We start from the raw sequence: 17,731 nt of genomic DNA on the forward strand, positions 1-17,731 counted from the left end.
ACCGTCCCGCCCGCCGTCGCCCGTACCGCCGGGAGACCGTGCCCCCGTCTCCGTGTCGCTGTCCGTGCCGCTGTCCGTGCCGCGGGGCGGCGTTGCCTGAATACTGATCGGCATACGACAGGAGGTTCGGATGAATATGCTCATCAACGCCGCCGGGACCGTCGTGGCGGACGCGCTGCGCGGTATGGCGGCGGCCCATCCCGAGCTGGTGGTGGATGCGGAGAACCGGGTGATCGTGCGGCGGGACGCGCCGGTCGCGGGCAAGGTGGGGCTGGTGTCCGGCGGCGGCAGCGGGCACGAGCCGCTGCACGGCGGTTTCGTCGGCCCCGGCATGCTGGACGCCGCCTGTCCTGGCGAGGTGTTCACCTCCCCCGTGCCCGATCAGATGGTGCGGGCCGCGGCGGCGGTGGACAGTGGCAGCGGCGTGCTGTTCGTGGTGAAGAACTACACCGGCGACGTACTGAACTTCGCGATGGCGGCGGAGCTGGCCCAGGACGAGGGCCTGCGGGTCGCCAGCGTGCTCGTCGACGACGATGTGGCGGTGACCGACTCGCTGTTCACGGCGGGGCGGCGCGGCACGGGGGCGACGCTCTTCGTCGAGAAGATCGCCGGGGCCGCGGCCGAGGAGGGGGCGCCGCTGGAGCGGGTCGAGGCGGTGGCCCGGCAGGTCGTCGCCGGCGCCCGCAGTTTCGGTGTCGCGCTCGCCCCCTGCACCACTCCGGCGAAGGGCACCCCGACCTTCGAACTGCCCGCCGGTGAGCTGGAGCTGGGCATCGGCATCCACGGCGAGCCGGGGCGTGAGCGGCGCTCGATGATGACCTCGCACGAGATCGCGGATGTCGCGGTGGACGCGATCCTGGCGGACCTGCGGCCGGAACTGCCGGTGCTCGCGCTGGTCAACGGGATGGGCGCGACACCGCTGCTGGAGCTGTACGGCTTCAACGCCGAGGTGCAGCGGGTGCTGGCCGGCCGCGGGGTGGCGGTGGCCCGTACGCTCGTCGGCAACTACGTGACGTCGCTGGACATGGCGGGCTGCTCGGTGACGCTCTGCCAGGTCGACGAGGAGCTGCTGCGGCTGTGGGACGCGCCGGTGCAGACACCGGGGCTGCGCTGGGGCCGCTGAGCCCCCGGCACGGCCGCCCCCGCCCGCACCCCGTACGTCCACCCGCCCTCCCACCGTCCCGCACGCGCAGTGCACGAACCGAGGAGTGAACGTGTCCGAAACGGCCCTGGATGCCGCGTTCTTCATCCGCTGGATGACGGCGGCCGCCGCCTCCATAGACCGGGAGGCCGACCGGCTCACCGAGCTGGACTCGCCGATCGGCGACGCCGACCACGGCAGCAACATGCAGCGCGGTTTCGCCGCCGTCCGAAAGCTGCTGGAGACGGCGGCGCCACAGACGCCCGGCGGCGTACTGACCGCCGCCGGACGGCAGTTGATCTCGACCGTGGGCGGCGCGTCCGGGCCGCTCTACGGGACCTTGCTGCGGCGCGCCGGGAAGGTGCTCGGCGACGCGGAGCGGGTGACGCCCGCGGAGCTGCGCGCGGCGCTCGCCGCGGGCGTGGACGCGGTGGCCCAGCTCGGCGGCGCGGCACCGGGTGACAAGACGATGCTCGACGCGCTGGTGCCCGCGGTCGGGGCGACGGCCTCCTTCGACGCGGCGGCGGCCGCCGCCACGGAGGGCGCGCTGGCGACGGTACCGCTGCGGGCGCGGAAGGGACGGGCGAGCTACCTGGGGGAACGGAGCATCGGGCACCAGGATCCGGGGGCGACGTCCTCGGCCCTGCTGTTCGCGGCGCTCGCGGAGGCGGCGAAATGAGCGGCGGGACGGTCGCCGGTGCGGCGGGTGACCAGGCGTCGTTGGTCGGGGTCGTGCTGGTATCGCACAGCGGTCCGGTCGCCGAGTCCGTCGCGGCGATGGCCACCGGGCTGGCCGGGGGCGGTATCCAGGCGCCGGTCGCCGCCGCGGGCGGTACGCCGGACGGCGGGCTCGGTACGAGCGCCGAGCTGATCGCCGCGGCGGCACGGCGGGTGGACCGGGGCGCGGGGGTGGCGATCCTCGTCGACCTCGGCAGCGCCGTGCTGACCGTCAAGTCCCTGATGGCCGAGGGCGATGAACTCCCCGAGGGCGCCCGGCTGGTGGACGCGCCGTTCGTGGAGGGCGCGGTGGCCGCCGTGGTCACCGCCTCGGCCGGTGCGGCGCTGTCCGAGGTCACGGCGGCGGCCGAGGAGGCGTACGGCTACCGCAAGGCGTAAGGCCGCGGACCGGTGGCGCCGCACGTCAGCGGCGCGGCGGGGCAGTAACGCCGTGCGGCCGCGGGCAGGAAGGGAAGCGGCGGGGCGAGGCGGGGCGGGTGAGGTGCCCCGCCTCCCCCGTCAGGGTTTGCGGGCCACGGCCGCGTAGCAGGCGGCCTCGGCGTCGGTGACATGGGTGGCGTCGGCGGGGTCGGCGGGGCGCCACTGGTGGGAGAGGGTGATGCCCGGCTCCAGCAGTTCCCAGCCGTCGAAGAAGCGGGCGAACTCCGCCCGGGTACGGAACTGGAGGGAGGTTCCGGCGTCGGCGTAGATCTTGATGATCTTGCCCATGGCCTCGGGGGCGAAGTCCGGCGTCGCGTGCGAGACGGCCAGGGTGCTGCCGCTGGGCAGCGCGTCCTTGAGGGTCTCGACGATGGTGTGCGCGCGGTCGTGTCCGTCGTCGGTGACGAAGTGCATCAAGGCGTTGAGGCTGAGGGCGACCGGCCGGGTCAGGTCGAGGGTGCGCAGGAGCTGCGGCGCCGTGCAGATGCCCGCCGGGTCGGTGACATCGGCCTGGACGTAGGCGGTGCGGCCCTCGGGGGTGCTCCGCAGCAGGGCCGCGGCGTGCGCGAGGACGATCGGGTCGTTGTCGGTGTAGACGATGCGGGCGTCGGGGGCGATGGCCTGGGCGATGTCGTGGAGGTTCGGCGGGGTGGGGATGCCGGTGCCGATGTCGAGGAACTGCCGCATCCCCGACTCCGCGAGGAAGCGTGTCGCGCGGTGCATGAACTCGCGGTTGACGCGCGCGGCGACCAGCGCGGCGGGGAAGACGCCCAGGACGTCGCCGGCCGCCAGCCGGTCGGCCAGGAAATTGGTCTTGCCGCCCAGGAAGTAATCGTAGATGCGGGCCGAATGGGCGCGGTCCAGTTGCAGGTCCACCACGGGCTTGTCGCGGTCGCTCGGCATCCTCTGTCTCCTGGTGCGGCACGCCGCCCCGGCCGCTCCCCGGCGGCCGGTGACGGTCCTTCGGCCGGGCCCACGGCGCACCTGATACCGCCGCCCGCCCGGCTGGGGGGACCATTGCCCCGTACGCTCCGGATCATGCCGCACTGCACGCGGTGCCAGTACCCGCCAGGTGGCATGTGCCGCGACGCGTGCGCCCCGCCCGGCGGCCGCCGGACATCCGCCGGAGGCCGCGTGGTCCGGGCCCGGACCGTCGGCGGGGGACGCACACGGGGCGTTCCCCGCGCACATGAGGCGCATACGCGGCGCAGACGCCTCGTCAGGTGCCGGCCGCGGGCCCGGCGCGGCGGCATGACGGCGACCCATGCCAATGTCACGCGTAGTCATATGAATACGCTGCGGAAGATTTCTTGCACCCAGGTGCCACAAATGGGCCCCCTTTCCGGTTGATTGGAGGAGAGGGCAGACAGTCCTCCCGCTGCGCGGGCCTACGGCGCGGCAGCAGCGGCGCACGGCAACCGGAACGAGGACGGTTCGTGAGCGCAGACCGGGACCGGCTCCTACCGGCGTGCGCGGAGGCGCACGTCGTCATCGCGGAGGTGACCGCGCGCCCCCGTCGCCCGCTCCCGGCCGCCGCGCCGTGCCGGGCGCCCGCCGGCATATCCCGGGCGCACACCGGGCGGCGGTACGCGCCCGGCCCGCGCCGGGCGCGGAGCGGTCCGCGGTACACCGCCGGCCGCCCCTCGCACCTCCGCGGCCCGCACGGCGAGGAGAGGCCGACATGACCGGGTACGGCATCTCCCGGGCGACCGGCGCGCCGCCGTCCCGGTCCGGCCCCGCCGGAGCGTCGCAGCACCAGCTGTCCCTCACCTTCGAGGCGTTCCACGGGACGCACGCCCGGAAGTGGGTGACCTACGCCTATCTGCACACGGGCGGCGAGGCGGCGGCCCGCGAGGTCACCCGGTCCGCCTTCCGGCAACTGCGCCTCCTGTGGCCGCACGCGCTGCGTCAGGCGTCGGTGGAGGCGTTCGCCTGGTCGGTGCTCAAGGAGCATGTCGTGGACTGGCTCTACGACCACCAGCAGCCCACCGCGCTCACCGAGACCGCCGCCTTCGCCGTCGTCACCCAGGCGCTGCTGCGCGAATGCCAGCAGCAGTTCGCCCTGCTGGAGAGCCAGCTGGGTCTGTACGCGGCCATCTCACGACTGCCCGAGCGGCAGTGCGACGTGATCGTGCTGCGCCATGTCATCGGGTACAGCGACGGGCAGATCGCCGCGCTGCTCGGCGTCGACGAAGTCACCGTCCGCTCCCACGCGAGCCGGGGCAAGCGCAAACTGGCCGCCGCGCTCGGCATCGACCAAGGAACCACGAGGGGGAACTGACCATGTCATCCGCCCAGCACGCCGGCCGCCAGGACACCGTCGAGACGCTGCTCAGCGCCGCCGCCGGGGTCGCGTTCGACGGCTTCGCCGGATTCGGCGAACTGGAGGACGTCCCGGTACTCGACGATCCCGGCTGCTTCGGCACCGCCTTCCCCGGGCTCGGCGCGGACCGGGAGACCTGGGTGCCGGCCGGGGAGGGCACCACCGGGCCCCCGGCACCGGCGCCGGACCGCGCCGACCGGGGCGCGCCGAGCTCCTACCCCACCGCCCGCGACGAGGCCACCCACGAACTCGACCTGGCCTGCGCGCTGGTGGTGAACGCCGCGGCGGCCGCCGCCAGCCTGGAACGGCTGGTCGACGACCACCGCATCGACCCCGAGGGCGCGCTGGTCTTCGCCTGTCTGCTGCACATCACCGGGCGGACCGACGCGGCGCACTTCTGGTGGCACTTCGGCGCGGGCGCCGGCAGCCGGACCGCGGCCTACTGCCTCTACCTCTCGCACCGGCGCAGCGGCGAGTTCCGGGACGCCGCGTACTGGCGCGAGCAGGCCGCGCACGAGCCCGACGAGGCACGCCCGGCCGCCGCCGCCTTCGACGAGCGGCAGCTGCTGCCGGACACCGCCCGGCACAACCTCCTCGTCCAGTGGCACAGCGGGCTCGCCCCGGCCCTGCCCGCCGCGCTGGAGAGCGTGATCAACCGCCTCGTCGTGGACAGCGACGACGAGGACTTCGGCGAGATCCCCCGCCCGTCGCCCACCCTGGTCCAGGACCTGCGCGGCGGACACTGACCGGCCGGTGGCCCGACTGCCGTGCGTTCACAGGAAGTTGACGCCCTGGGCGAGCGGCAGATCCGCGGAGTAGTTCACGGTGTTGGTGGCCCGCCGCATATAGGCGCGCCAGGCGTCGGAGCCCGACTCGCGGCCGCCGCCGGTCTCCTTCTCCCCGCCGAACGCGCCGCCGATCTCCGCCCCCGAGGTGCCGATGTTGACGTTGGCGATACCGCAGTCGGACCCGTCGGGAGCGAGGAACCGCTCGGCCTCCCGCTGATCGCGGGTGAAGATGCTGGACGACAGTCCCTGCGGGACGTCGTTGTGCAGGGCGATGGCCTCGTCGAGGGTCCGGTAGGTCAGGACGTACAGGAGGGGTCCGAAGGTCTCCGTGCGGACGATCCCGGTCTGGGCCGGCATCCGGACGATCGCCGGCCGTACGTACGCGGCGTCCGGTGCCTCCGTCACAAAACAGCGGTCGCCGCCGGTCAGCAGCTTGCCGCCGTCGCGCTCCGCGGTGGCCAGGGCCGCCGTCAGCGCGGTGTGCGCGGCGGTGTCCACGAGCGGGCCGACGAGCGTCGCGGCGTCGAAGGGGTCGCCGAGCGGCAGTTGGCGGTACGCGCGCACCAGCCGCGCCACGAGGCGGTCGGCGAGCTCTTCGTGGACGATCAGCCGGCGCAGTGAGGTGCAGCGCTGGCCGGCGGTTCCGGCGGCGGAGAAGACGACGGCGCGGACGGTGAGGTCGAGGTCGGCCGAGGGCGTGACGACGGCGGCGTTGTTGCCGCCGAGTTCGAGCAGGCAGCGGCCGAACCGGGCGGCCACCCGCGGGGCGAGGTGCCGCCCCATCCGCACCGATCCGGTCGCGCTGACCAGCGCCACCCGCGGATCGTCGGCCAGCCGCTGCCCGCACTCCCGCGCGCCGAGCAGCAGCCGGTGCACCCCGGGCGGCGCGCCGGTGTCCGCGGCCGCCCTGGCGAGCAGCCCGTCGCAGGCGAGGGCGGTGAGCGGGGTGCGTTCGGACGGCTTCCAGACGACGGTGTCGCCGCAGACGAGGGCGATGGCGGTGTTCCAGGACCAGACGGCCACCGGGAAGTTGAAGGCGGAGATGACGCCGACCACGCCGAGCGGGTGCCAGGTCTCGGCGAGCCGGTGGCCGGGGCGTTCACCGGCGATCGTGCGCCCGTAGAGCTGCCGGGAGAGGCCGACCGCGAAGTCACAGATGTCGATCATTTCCTGCACTTCACCGAGCGCCTCGGACCGGATTTTGCCGGCTTCGAGGGTGACCAGGTCGGCGAGGTCCTCCTTGTGCGCGGTGAGGAGTTCGCCGAGCCGCTTGACCAGTGCCCCGCGCCGCGGGGCGGGCACGGTGCGCCACCGCTCGAACGTCCGGTGCGCCTCGGCGACGGCCGCCTCGGTCTGCTCCGGGGTGGCGGCGGGCAGCAGGCCGAGGGTGCCGCCGGTGAGCGGCGTACGGGCACGGATGGCGACGGGTTCGCCGGGGGTGCCGGGGGTGCGGGGCGCGTCGGTGCCGGTTGCCCGGTGGATCTCGTCCAGGACGGCGTCCGCGGCGGGGCCTGCGCCGCAGCGGCGCAGGGCCGCCTCGGCGCGGCGGCACAGGGAGTCGGTACCGGGCAGGCTGCGGCCGGTGGCGGGCTCGGCGTCCATGGGGTCTCCGTAAGGTGTCGGACGGCCCGGGAGGGCCGGATGTGGCGTATGCGGTCTTGCCTTCCGTGGCTCCCGAAGAGTGGCCGTCAGGCTCTCCTCGGGGGTCCTGGGGGCGTCGGGAAGGGGGTGGGTGCGCGGGCGTACGGGGGAACGGGTGCCGGGGCGGGCGGTGTTGTCAGCCGTCGGCGGGCGGCGGCGGTGCGGCGGCGTCCAGGGCGCGGAGCGCGTCGTCGGCGCGCAGGGTGGTCAGCGCCTGGCGCAGCGAGCGGTCGTGCGGGGCGGCGTAGAGGGCGAACGGGTCGAGCACCGGACGGCCGATCGCCGCGGCGAGCCGGTCCGCGTCGAAGGGGGTGCCGGTGCGGTCCGCGGCGCGGGTGCCGTCGCCGGTCAGGTTGGAGCGGAAGATGCCGGCGGCGGAGCGGGGCAGGAAGTCCTCGTAGACGAGGGGGTGGGCGGTGAGCCAGCCCTGGGCGAGGAGACCGGCGAGGTCCGCGGGCGGGCGCCGCCCGTCGGCGGGCCGTCCGGTCTCGGGACGGAAGGTGAAGTACGCCAGCTGTCCGGCGGCGAGCCGGTGTTCGGTACGGGGGAAGCGGCGCTCCCACAGGGCGCGGGCCGTCTCCTCCCGTACGGTGTCCGGCCGCTCCGCCGTCTGCCGGTCCGTCTCGGCCATCAGCGCGTCGTAGCGGGCGCGGCCCGCCCGGGTCAGCGCGATCCCGCGCGCCTCGACCTCGCCGAACCTGACCCGCAGCGCGCCACCGGTGACGCTGCCGTCGGGCTCGCGGAACGCCCGCGGTTCGGCCAGCGCCCGGAACGAGGTCTGGCGCAGCAGGACATCCGGGCCGTCCCAGCGCGGCGGTCCCTGGATCCGGTCGATCATGGTGATCCCGCGCTCCCCCATCCGCCGGTAGAGGGCGTCGATGTCCAGGACGCGCGGGGTGAGGTGGTTGATGTGGGTGGCCGCCACCCCGCCGATGTCGGCCGCGACGGCGGAGATCCGCTCCAGTTCGGCGTACCAGGCGCGGTCGACGGGTTCCGGGGAGAGTTCGAGCGCGGCGACTGCGAGGGTGAGGAAGCGTTCGGCCTGTGCTTCGGGGAGCCCGGCTCGCTCCTCGGCACGTTCGGCGAGGGTGAGGAGTTCCGGCGGGAAGAGCTGCCGGCGGGCGAGGAAGGCGTCGAGGCGGGCATCCAGTCCGGCGTCGAAGAAACGGCGGTCGGCGGTGGTCAGCAGCGAGGTGAAGACGCGGAAGGGATTGCGGTCCAGTTCCTCGGTGCCGGTCGGCCGGAAGGCGGTGGAGACGACCGGCACGGCGCCGGGGCCGTCCCGCAGGTCGTAGAAGCCGACCGGCCGCATACCGAGCGCGGCGAAGATCTGGGCGGCCTGGCGCAGTTCCCGGGGAGTGCCGACGCGGATCGCACCGTGCCGTTCGGCCGTCACCCGGTCGATGCCGCCGAGCCGGCCGGCGTCCGGGTCCCGGGCCACGGCCTCGTCGTTGATCCGCCCGGTCACCTCCAGCAGCGTGGTGTAGGCGGGGACTTCGGTGCCGTACATCTCGGACAGCCGACGGGCGAACGCGGCGCGCAGCCGCCAGGTGGGGACCATACGGGCCTCCGGGGTGGTGGACGGTGGGGACGGGGGCGGCGGGCGCGCTCCGGGGCTCCGGGGACCCGCCGCCGCGGTGCGGGCGGGTCAGATGATGTGCGCCTCGGGGCGGTTGACCCGGCCGTCGAAGCGGGAAGCGGCGAGCGGGCCGACGTCGACGAACGGTTCCCGGCCGAGGCAGAGATCGCGGACGAGCTCGCCGACGGCGGGGGCCTGGAGGAATCCGTGGCCGGAGAAGCCGGTGGCGTACAGGAACCGGTCCGGGCGCCCGGCCTCGCCTATCAGCGCGTTGCGGTCGGGCGTCATCTCGTACAGCCCCGCCCAGCCGCCGGTGACCGGTACACGGGCGAGTTCCGGTGCCCGGCGGGCCGCCGCCGTACGGAAGGGGCGTAGCCATTCACGGGTGAACCGGCGCTCGAATCCGGGCTGCTGGGCCGGGTCGGACAGGCCCATGAGCAGGCCGTCCGCGCCGTCGTTGTGGAAGTAGAGGGTGGAGCCGAAGTCGAGGGTGAAGGGGATGCGGGGCGGGGCCGGGCGCAGCGGTCCGGTGAAGGCGATCTGCCGGCGCAGCGGCGTGACGGGGAGTTCGACACCGGCCAGCGCGCCGACGGCGCCGGACCAGGCGCCCGCGCAGCAGACGACGGTGTGGGTGCGCACCGTGCCGTACGGGGTGCGGACCGCCTGGACGGTGCCGTCCGCGGTGTCGATGGCGGTGACCGGGCAGTGGGTGCGGACGGTCGCGCCCAGCCGCCGGGCGGCGCGCAGATAGCCCGCCACCGCGGCCCCGGGCAGTGCGTAGCCGTCGGCGGGCGAGTACGCGGCCGCGACGATGGTGCCCGGATCGAGGTACGGGCACAGGTCCCGGGCGGCGCGCGGGGAGATGATCCGGCTGGGCACACCGAGCGCGTTCTGTACCTCGACGCCCTGGGTGAAGGTGGCCAGTTCGGTCTCGTCCGCCAGCAGGAAGAGGTAGCCGACCCGGTCCAGCCCGATGTCGGCGCCGGGGCGCCGGGCGAAGCCGCGCCAGGCGTCCAGGCTGCGCAGGCCGAGCCGGATGTTGAGCGGGTCGGAGAACTGCGCGCGGACGCCGCCGATGGGTTTGCCGGACGAACCGGACGCGGGTTCGTCGCGCTCCAGCAGGAGCACCTGCCCGGCGCCCGCCTCGGCCAGGTGGAACGCGATGCTCGCCCCGATGACACCGCCGCCGATGATCACGACGTCGGCCTGTTCGGGGAGGGGGACGGAATCCGCGGTGGGAGCCATCGGGGCCGCCTTCCGGTCTGCTGGTGCCGGGTGTGGTGCCGGACGGAGCGGTGCGGGGTGCGGGTGATCGGTCCCGGCGGGTGCGGGAAGCGCCGGTGTCTCCGATGGTGACGGCCGGGGCGCGCCGCGTCCATGCACCGTTCCCGGCGTGGCCCGCCGGGGGTTCTTCCGGGGCGGGTCAGAGGCAGGTCAGGGGCTGGTCAGGGGTTCCGGGCCGCGCCGGGGTGACGGATCCGCCGCGGAGTTCCGGCCGAAAGGTGCCGGGGTGCGGCCGACACCGCCGGAGCCGGGCCGGAGCGCCACGGCGACTCCGGTCACGACAGCCCCGACAGCCCGGACAGGCCCAGGCTGTCCAGCGGGCGCGGCGTCCCGGCAGATCGCCGCGCGGGCGCTACGGCCGCTGCCACGGTGCTCGGTGCCCGCCCCGGTCACGCTCCCCGGCCGGGGAGTCCGGCGGCGTCCGTCACGCGGAAGGGGCCTCGGTGACCGGCGGCCAGGACGGGCGGCTGCCGTCGGGGACGGCGGCCAGCGCGTGGCCGACCGTGGGAAAGCAGGAGAAGACGCCGATGGACTGCGTACCGGCCAGCAGCCGCAGCATCCGTCCGCCGAGCGACGCCAGCAGCAGCCGGCCCGCCAGGCGCCGGCACAGCCACTCCAGGGCGAGCAGGCAGCTCAGGCCCCGTGAGTCGCAGAAGCGCAGCGCGGTCAGATCGAGCACGAGGAAGCGGTGGCCGGCCGAGACGAGCGACCGTGCCTCGGCGAGAAACGCCTGCTCGGTGCGGAGGTCCAGCTCCCCGCTGACCCGCAGGACCGCGCACTCTTCCTCCCGCACGATGGCGGTGACCGCCAGCGGCCGCGTCTCCGAGCTCATGGCGTCCAGCCTAAGCGCCGTCCGCGGGCGCATCACCGGTCCGGTCCGCGGGCGTACCCGGGCCGGGCCCGCTGGCCGCCCGCAGCCGCGCGGCCAGCCGGTCCAGGAAGACCCGCTGGCCGGTCACCAGCCGGGGCCGGGCCTCGTCCGGGGCGTACCACGCCACCCGGTCGATCTCGGGGAAGCGGCGCACGGCGCCGGAGCCGCGCGGCCATTCCATGCCGAAGGTGCCGGGCACGATCCGTGCCGGGTCGAGATCGCCCGCGACCGCCCAGACCGTCACGGTCTTGCCGCCCGCCTGACGGGTGTCGCCCAGCGGCAGGTACGGGCCGTCCGGAGCGGCCAGCCCGAGCTCCTCCGCGAACTCCCGCCGGGCGGCGGCCAGCGGTTCCTCCGGCGGGACGTACTCGCCCTTGGGCACGGACCAGGCGCCCGCGTCGCGCCGGGCCCAGAGCGGCCCGCCCATGTGGGCCAGCAGCACCTCCAGGCCGGCGCCGGAGCCGCGGAACAGCAGCAGCCCGGCGCTCCGCTTTCCCGCCATGCCCTCAGTGTGCCCGCGCCGCCTGGGGGCCGCCGGGCGGCGCGGGCCCCGGTTCAGCCGGCGGCGCCGGGCGGGGCGTGGGCGGCCAGTACGGTCTCCACCGTGTCCGCCTCGGCCGCCGTCTTGTCCGGCCGGTAGCGCACGACCCGGGCGAAGCGCAGCGTGACGCCGGCCGGGTAGCGCGTGGAGGTCTGGAGACCGTCGTAGGCGATCTCGACGACGAGTTCCGGGCGCACCGTCACGACCTGGCCGCTCTCGCGGACGGCGAGTTCCCGCAGCCGTTCGGTCTGCCAGGCGAGGGTGGCGTCGGTGAGTCCCTTGAAGGTCTTGCCCAGCATGACGAACGAGCCGTCCGGCCCGCGCGCCCCGAGGTGCAGGTTGGACAGCTTCCCGGTGCGCCGGCCGTGCCCCCACTCCGCCGCCAGCACCACGAGATCGAGCGTGTGCACCGGCTTCACCTTGAGCCACGAGGCGCCCCGGCGGCCCGCCCGGTAGGGCGCGTCCAGGGCCTTGACCACGACGCCCTCGTGGCCCCGGCGCAGGGCCTCGGTCCAGAAGCTGTCGGCCGCGGTGCGCGCGGCGGCGTCCGCCGGGTCGGGCACCGCCAGCCGGCGCACCCGCAGCCGCTCGGGCACCAGCTCGGCCAGTTCGGTGTGGCGCTGCGCGCAGGACAGGCCCAGCAGGTCGCGGCCGGCCACGGACAGCACGTCGAAGAAGACCGGGGACAGCGGCAGCGCGGCCCGCGCCGCGGCCACGTCCACGCGCGACCCGAAGCGGCCGGCGACCCGCTGGAACGGCACCGGCCGCCCGTCGGCGTCCAGGGCGATCACCTCGCCGTCCAGGATGAACCGCGCCGCCGGGAGGCCGCGGGCGACGGCGGCGACCTCGGGCAGGCGGTCGGTGACCTCGTCCAGGGTGCGGGTGTAGATCCGTACGCCGGGCCCGTCGCGGTGCACCTGCACCCGGATGCCGTCGAGCTTCTCCTCCACGGCGCACGGGCCGAGCCTGCCGAGCGCCTCGGCCACGGACGTCGCGCTCTGCGCGAGCATCGGCCCGACGGGTCTGCCGACGGTGAGCCGGAACTCCGCCAGGGCCTCCGGCCCCCGGGCCAGCAGGGCCCGCGCGACCTCCGGCAGGTCACCGGCGAGCATCACCGCCCGCCGGACGTCCGCCGCGGGCACCCGCGCCGCCTCGGCGAGCGCCTCGGCGGCGAGGGCGTCCAGCGCGCCCTGGCGCACCTCGCCGGTCAGCAGTGCGGTCAGGAACCGCTGCTCCTCCTCGGTGGCCGCGGCCAGCAGCTCCCGTACCAGCCGCCGGCGTGCGCGCTGCGCGCCGGGCCCCGTGACCGAGGCCAGGGCGGTCAGCGCCGCATCGGTGTCGTGCACCGTCAGGCCGGCCAGGACCGCCGCCGGGACCGGCTCGCGCAGCACGCTCCACCCGACCCCGAGCCGGCCCTGCGGCAGCCGGCCGGCCAGGTACGGGATGACCACCGGTACGTCCGGCGGCCCGGCGGCCCGGAACACCGCGGCCAGCAGCGAGACCTTCCGGGACCGCGCCGGCTCCGCGGCGACCTCCCGGGAGACCCGGGCGACCTCGGCCAGCAACATACGGCCATCGTGCCCCCGCGCCGCCGCCCCCGCCCGCGCGAGTACTCCGGCGGCGCCCGCCGGGCGGTCCACCGCGACCGGTTCGGGTGTGACGTCCTTCACAGAGCGCCGCCCGGCGGGCCGCTGCCACCCGCATCCGCCGGTCCGCGGGGCCGGTCCGCGGGGCCGGAACCACTCGTCACAGCGATATCCGTGCTACGTTCATGTCAGTTGCAGTTTTGGTACCCATGACTTTGTGTGCGCCTGACGGGCAGTGACCCGCAGGCGCATTTTTGTTTGCCGGTCATCTCCGGCTGGGCTCATCAGCGACGCGGGGTTCGCACCGTGCGGATCCTGGTTTTTCCCCTTATCGAAAGAGATTTCACATGGCCACCGGCACCGTGAAGTGGTTCAACGCCGAAAAGGGCTTCGGCTTCATCGAGCAGGACGGCGGCGGCGCCGACGTCTTCGCGCACTACTCGAACATCGCCACCCAGGGCTTCCGTGAGCTCCAGGAGGGCCAGAAGGTCAGCTTCGACGTCACGCAGGGCCAGAAGGGCCCCCAGGCGGAGAACATCGTCCCCGCCTGATCTGGGACCGCAGTAGGACAGGGGGCCGCACCTCGCGGTGCGGACCCCGCCCTCCCGGGCCTCCGGCACTCCGGAGCCCCCGGCCCGCCGGGCGCCGCCCGATGGGCCCGGCACCATCCGGCAGCGGCGACGACCGTCCGCTCACCCGCCGGCAGCGCACGACCACGGCTGACCGGCTCCCACGGTCCGGCTTTTCCGACCGCCACAGCGCGGCCGGCGCCGGCCGTTCTCCGAGATTCCGGGCGCAACGGCTCTCCGTCCCGCACCGCTCTCCGTTTTCCGGCTCGTTCTTGCGATTCTTCGTGCGGCTCATGCGCCGCCGGGTCTTCCTCGACACGCGCCGTATCGAGGAAGGTTCCCCATGAACCGCACCACCCGTTCCTATGACCGCAACTCCCGTTCCGGCGGCTCCGGCAACCGCTCCGGTGGCTTCGCCGGCCGGTCGGGCGGCAACGGCTCCGGCGGCGGTGGCTTCGGCAGCCGCTCCGGTGGCAGCAGCTCCGGAGGCGGCGGCGGCCGTTTCCGCTCCCAGGCACCGCGCCGGCCGCGGGCCGCGGCCCCGCAGGGCGAGTTCGCGCTGCCCGTGAGCACCACCCCGGCACTGCCCGCCGTGGCGGCCTTCGACGAGCTGGACATGCCCGCCGCGCTGCTCGCCACCCTGACCCGGCTCGGCGTGACCGAGCCGTTCCCCATCCAGGCCGCGACGCTGCCGAACTCCCTCGCGGGCCGTGACGTCCTCGGCCGCGGCCGCACCGGGTCGGGCAAGACGCTCGCGTTCGGCCTCGCGATGCTGACCCGTACGGCCGGTCAGCGGGCCGAACCGCGCCAGCCGCTCGCCCTGGTACTGGTCCCCACCCGCGAACTGGCCCAGCAGGTCACCGACGCCCTCACCCCCTACGCCCAGGCGCTGCACCTGCGTCTGGCGACCGTCGTCGGCGGTATGTCCATCGGCCGCCAGGCCGGTGCGCTGCGCGGCGGCGTCGAGGTCGTCGTCGCCACGCCGGGCCGGCTCAAGGACCTCATCGAGCGCCGCGACTGCCGTCTGGACGAGGTGGCGATCACCGTCCTGGACGAGGCCGACCAGATGGCCGACATGGGCTTCATGCCGCAGGTCACCGAGCTGCTCAACCAGGTGCGCGCGGACGGCCAGCGGATGCTGTTCTCGGCCACGCTGGACCGGAATGTCGACAAGCTGGTCCGGCGGTTCCTCTCCGACCCGGTGGTGCACTCCGTCGATCCGTCGGCGGGCGCGGTCACCACGATGGAGCACCACGTCCTGCATGTGCAGGGTCCGGACAAGCACGCCACGACCGTCGAGATCGCGGCCCGCGACGGCCGGGTGATCATGTTCCTGGACACCAAGCACGCCGTCGACCGCCTCACCAAGGACCTGCTCGCCAGCGGTGTCCGGGCGGCCGCGCTGCACGGCGGCAAGTCCCAGCCGCAGCGCAACCGCACGCTCACGCAGTTCAAGTCCGGGCATGTCAATGTGCTGGTGGCCACCAATGTCGCGGCCCGCGGTATCCACGTCGACAACCTCGACCTCGTCGTGAACGTCGATCCGCCGACCGACCACAAGGACTACCTGCACCGCGGCGGCCGCACCGCGCGGGCCGGCGAGTCCGGCAGCGTCGTCACCCTGGTGCTGCCCAACCAGCGCCGCGAGATGTCCCGGCTGATGGCCACCGCCGGGATCACCCCGCAGACCGCACAGGTCCGCTCCGGTGACGCCGAACTCACCCGCATCACCGGCGCCCAGGCCCCCTCCGGTATCCCCGTCACCATCGCGGCACCCGTCGTCGAGCGCCCCAAGCGCAGCGCGTCGTCGTCCCGCGGCCGCCGCAGCCGCCCGGCCCAGGCGCGCCGCTCGGCGAACGGCGAGCGCACGGGCGGGGGCTCCCGCTCGGCGAACGGCGAGCGCGGGGCCGCCCGTTCGGGCAACGGAGACCGTACGGCGTCCCGCCGCCAGGCGGCGCCGCGCAAGGAAGCCTCGTAACCGAGGAAGTATGCGGAAGGAGGGTCCGGCGGGCAGCCGGTCTCTCCGCCCTCGGCCCCCGCTCGCCCGGCGAGCGGGGGCCGTCGGCTGTCCGCGACCGCCCGGCTTCCGGCTTCCGGCTTCCGGCATGGTTACCGCGCGCAGGCCCGGAGGCCGGACTGTGGTGTGCCCCCGCATGGGCCGGTGACCTGCGCATCCCTGCGGAGCGCGGTGCCGCAGGACGCCGCCTGCTCGTCGGTGACGTGCGGGACGACCTGGATGTCGCCGTAGAAGGCGTTGCGCTTACGTCAAAAGGGAACAAGGGGGAACAACGGGAACGAGGTCAACCGCAATCGACCGAAGCGCGTGGCCTGGTCCGGCCTCATGCCGCTTGACGCGGCCTGAACCGCCACAGCCACACGACGTCCCGCCCGAACGACCACACAAGGGCGGCCAGCGACAGTCCGAGCAGCAGCCTGGTGGCCACCGGCGGCAGGACTCCCGCGCTCGCCACGACGAGGACGATCCCCTGGAGCGCGGCCACGGCCTTGCGGGCGTAGCTCAGCGGCAGCGCCGCCCGCAGCCACGGCAGCAGCCGGGCCGCCCCCACGAAGGCGTAGCGCATGGCGCCGATCACCAGCACCCACGCGCCCTGGGACACCGCGACGAAAGCGCTCAGCACCAGGATCAGCACGGCATCGACCTCCATGTCGAAGCGCGCGCCCACCGCGGAGGCCGATCCGGTGCGCCGCGCCACCCGGCCGTCGACCGCGTCCATGACCAGCGCCACCGAGGCGAGTACGACCATGGACGCCACGGTGAGCGTCCGCCAGTCCGCCACGGCGCTCGCCGCCAGCGCCGTCACCCCGCACACCAGCCCGGTCCGCGCCAGCGTGACGCGGTTCGCCGGCCCCAGCGGCCGCGACCACGTCCTGCGCAGCGACAGCACCAGAACCACCCAGGTGGCGGCGGCGAACGCCGCACCGACCAGCCAGCCGGCCGGCCCCAGTCCCACCCCGACCCACAGCAGCGCCAGCAGGGCGAACTGGGCGCCCACTCCGATGGTCAACTCCTGGCTGAACTGGCATGTGCTGCTGAGATCTTGTGCTGCCACCACGTCTCCTTACAGTGTGGCAAAGTGAATCGGCGCGCCTCAGCGTAACCGCGTGCCCGCTGGGTTCCGGGGACCACTGCCCGTTCCCGCCCGGGAACGATGACGTACCGCCCCGCCGCCACGGAGGTCACCATGCAGCACACGGCACGCGCGTTCTGGCTCCGGGCACCCGGCCGGGGCGAGATCCGGACGGTTCCCCTGCCCGGCCCCGGTGTTGGCGACGTCATGGTCCGCACCCTGTACTCCGGAATCAGCCGCGGCACCGAGACCCTGGTCTTCCGCGGCGAGGTGCCCGAGAGCCAGCGCACGGCCATGCGGGCGCCGTTCCAGGAGGGCGACTTCCCCGCACCGGTCAAATACGGGTACCTCAACGTCGGCGTCGTCGAACAGGGACCGCCGGACCTGCTCGGCCGTACCGTCTTCAGTCTGTACCCGCACCAGACCCGCTATGTCGTCCCCGCCGGCGCGGTGACCGTCGTACCGGACACCGTGCCCCCCGCCCGCGCCGTACTGGCCGGCACGGTGGAGACCGCGGTCAACGCCCTGTGGGACGCGGCACCGTTGGCCGGCGACCGGATCGCGGTGGTCGGGGCCGGGATGGTCGGCTGCTGCGTCGCGGCGGTGCTCTCCCGGTATCCAGCGGTCCGGGTGCAACTGGTCGACACCGATCCCGCCCGAGCCGGGATCGCCAGGGCCTTCGGCGTCGGCTTCGCCCCGCCCGAGGAGGCCGACGCCGAACGCGACCTGGTCTTCCACACCAGCGCCACCGAGGCCGGACTCGCCCGCTCGCTCGAACTCCTGGCGCCGGAAGGGGAGGTGATCGAACTCAGCTGGTACGGCGACCGGCGGATCAGCCTGCCGCTGGGCGAGTCCTTCCACTCCCGCCGCCTGACCGTACGCAGCAGCCAGGTGGGCGCCGTCTCCCCGGCCCGCCGGTCCCGCCGCACCTTCGCCGACCGGCTCGCCCTCGCCCTGGAGTTGCTCGCGGACCCGGCCTTCGACGTGCTGCTCACCGAGCGGTGCACCTTCGAAGAACTGCCGCGGGTCATGCCCGGACTGGCCGAGAACAGCCACCCGGCCCTGTGCCAACTGATCGAGTACCCCGCCGCCGACGAGGTCCGGACGGGCGGGCCGAACACACCCGAAGGCCGGGCGGAAACCGGACTCCATGGAGGATGA

Annotated in this window: 16 protein-coding genes; 8 read left to right on the forward strand and 8 right to left on the reverse strand. The window is 74.6% G+C overall.

Annotation, left to right across the window (positions count from 1 at the left end; translation table 11 throughout):
• Window positions 1-130: 130 nt before the first annotated feature.
• The 3 genes from dhaK (at window position 131) to ACLJWH_RS17720 (ending at window position 2,257) form a co-directional block, all read left to right on the forward strand.
• Window positions 131-1,123 (forward strand): dihydroxyacetone kinase subunit DhaK, encoded by a 993-nt coding sequence (gene dhaK, locus ACLJWH_RS17710; protein ID WP_411142687.1) that lies wholly within the window; start codon window positions 131-133, stop codon window positions 1,121-1,123.
• A gap of 91 nt (window positions 1,124-1,214) precedes the next feature.
• Window positions 1,215-1,820, forward strand: coding sequence for a dihydroxyacetone kinase subunit DhaL (gene dhaL, locus ACLJWH_RS17715; protein WP_411142688.1), 606 nt, complete (start codon window positions 1,215-1,217; stop codon window positions 1,818-1,820).
• On the forward strand, window positions 1,817-2,257 hold the full coding sequence (locus ACLJWH_RS17720) for a PTS-dependent dihydroxyacetone kinase phosphotransferase subunit DhaM (RefSeq protein ID WP_411142689.1): 441 nt from the start codon (window positions 1,817-1,819) through the stop codon (window positions 2,255-2,257). Before dhaL ends, ACLJWH_RS17720 begins: the two co-directional genes overlap by 4 nt.
• A gap of 120 nt (window positions 2,258-2,377) precedes the next feature.
• On the opposite strand, the gene ACLJWH_RS17725 is transcribed toward ACLJWH_RS17720, so the two are convergent.
• The gene (locus ACLJWH_RS17725) at window positions 2,378-3,202 is read right to left on the reverse strand and encodes an SAM-dependent methyltransferase (RefSeq protein WP_411142690.1); all 825 of its coding nucleotides are present in this window, start codon (window positions 3,200-3,202) and stop codon (window positions 2,378-2,380) included.
• Between the two features lie 778 nt (window positions 3,203-3,980).
• Between ACLJWH_RS17725 and ACLJWH_RS17730 the strand changes: the two genes are divergently transcribed.
• On the forward strand, window positions 3,981-4,580 hold the full coding sequence (locus ACLJWH_RS17730) for an RNA polymerase sigma factor (RefSeq protein ID WP_411142691.1): 600 nt from the start codon (window positions 3,981-3,983) through the stop codon (window positions 4,578-4,580).
• Window positions 4,581-4,582: 2 nt separating this feature from the next.
• On the forward strand, window positions 4,583-5,368 hold the full coding sequence (locus ACLJWH_RS17735; protein ID WP_411142692.1) for a hypothetical protein: 786 nt from the start codon (window positions 4,583-4,585) through the stop codon (window positions 5,366-5,368).
• Between the two features lie 27 nt (window positions 5,369-5,395).
• On the opposite strand, the gene ACLJWH_RS17740 is transcribed toward ACLJWH_RS17735, so the two are convergent.
• The 6 genes from ACLJWH_RS17740 to ACLJWH_RS17765 form a co-directional block, all read right to left on the reverse strand.
• The gene (locus tag ACLJWH_RS17740) at window positions 5,396-7,012 is read right to left on the reverse strand and encodes an aldehyde dehydrogenase family protein (RefSeq protein ID WP_411142693.1); all 1,617 of its coding nucleotides are present in this window, start codon (window positions 7,010-7,012) and stop codon (window positions 5,396-5,398) included.
• A gap of 175 nt (window positions 7,013-7,187) precedes the next feature.
• Window positions 7,188-8,612 (reverse strand): 2-oxoadipate dioxygenase/decarboxylase family protein, encoded by a 1,425-nt coding sequence (locus ACLJWH_RS17745; protein ID WP_411142694.1) that lies wholly within the window; start codon window positions 8,610-8,612, stop codon window positions 7,188-7,190.
• 87 nt (window positions 8,613-8,699) lie between these two features.
• On the reverse strand, window positions 8,700-9,875 hold the full coding sequence (locus tag ACLJWH_RS17750) for an NAD(P)/FAD-dependent oxidoreductase (protein ID WP_411142695.1): 1,176 nt from the start codon (window positions 9,873-9,875) through the stop codon (window positions 8,700-8,702).
• A gap of 463 nt (window positions 9,876-10,338) precedes the next feature.
• Entirely contained in the window at window positions 10,339-10,746 is a 408-nt protein-coding gene (locus ACLJWH_RS17755) for an STAS domain-containing protein (RefSeq protein WP_411142696.1), read from the reverse strand.
• 10 nt (window positions 10,747-10,756) lie between these two features.
• Window positions 10,757-11,287, reverse strand: a complete 531-nt coding sequence (locus ACLJWH_RS17760) for an NUDIX domain-containing protein (RefSeq protein ID WP_411142697.1) — start codon at window positions 11,285-11,287, stop codon at window positions 10,757-10,759.
• Window positions 11,288-11,340: 53 nt separating this feature from the next.
• Window positions 11,341-12,894, reverse strand: a complete 1,554-nt coding sequence (locus tag ACLJWH_RS17765; RefSeq protein ID WP_411142698.1) for an ATP-dependent DNA ligase — start codon at window positions 12,892-12,894, stop codon at window positions 11,341-11,343.
• A gap of 365 nt (window positions 12,895-13,259) precedes the next feature.
• On the opposite strand from ACLJWH_RS17765, the gene ACLJWH_RS17770 reads away from it, so the two are divergent.
• Together ACLJWH_RS17770 and ACLJWH_RS17775 are read left to right on the forward strand one after the other, a co-directional pair.
• Window positions 13,260-13,463 (forward strand): cold-shock protein, encoded by a 204-nt coding sequence (locus ACLJWH_RS17770; RefSeq protein WP_037915390.1) that lies wholly within the window; start codon window positions 13,260-13,262, stop codon window positions 13,461-13,463.
• Between the two features lie 361 nt (window positions 13,464-13,824).
• Window positions 13,825-15,459 (forward strand): DEAD/DEAH box helicase, encoded by a 1,635-nt coding sequence (locus tag ACLJWH_RS17775; RefSeq protein WP_411142699.1) that lies wholly within the window; start codon window positions 13,825-13,827, stop codon window positions 15,457-15,459.
• Window positions 15,460-15,820: 361 nt separating this feature from the next.
• On the opposite strand, the gene ACLJWH_RS17780 is transcribed toward ACLJWH_RS17775, so the two are convergent.
• Window positions 15,821-16,552 (reverse strand): CDP-alcohol phosphatidyltransferase family protein, encoded by a 732-nt coding sequence (locus tag ACLJWH_RS17780; protein WP_411142700.1) that lies wholly within the window; start codon window positions 16,550-16,552, stop codon window positions 15,821-15,823.
• A gap of 132 nt (window positions 16,553-16,684) precedes the next feature.
• On the opposite strand from ACLJWH_RS17780, the gene ACLJWH_RS17785 reads away from it, so the two are divergent.
• Complete coding sequence (locus ACLJWH_RS17785) at window positions 16,685-17,731, forward strand: zinc-dependent alcohol dehydrogenase (RefSeq protein WP_411142701.1); 1,047 nt, start codon at window positions 16,685-16,687, stop codon at window positions 17,729-17,731.

The sequence above is a fragment of the Streptomyces sp. x-80 genome (assembly GCF_046549095.1).
Taxonomy (GTDB): Bacteria; Actinomycetota; Actinomycetes; order Streptomycetales; family Streptomycetaceae; genus Streptomyces; species Streptomyces celluloflavus.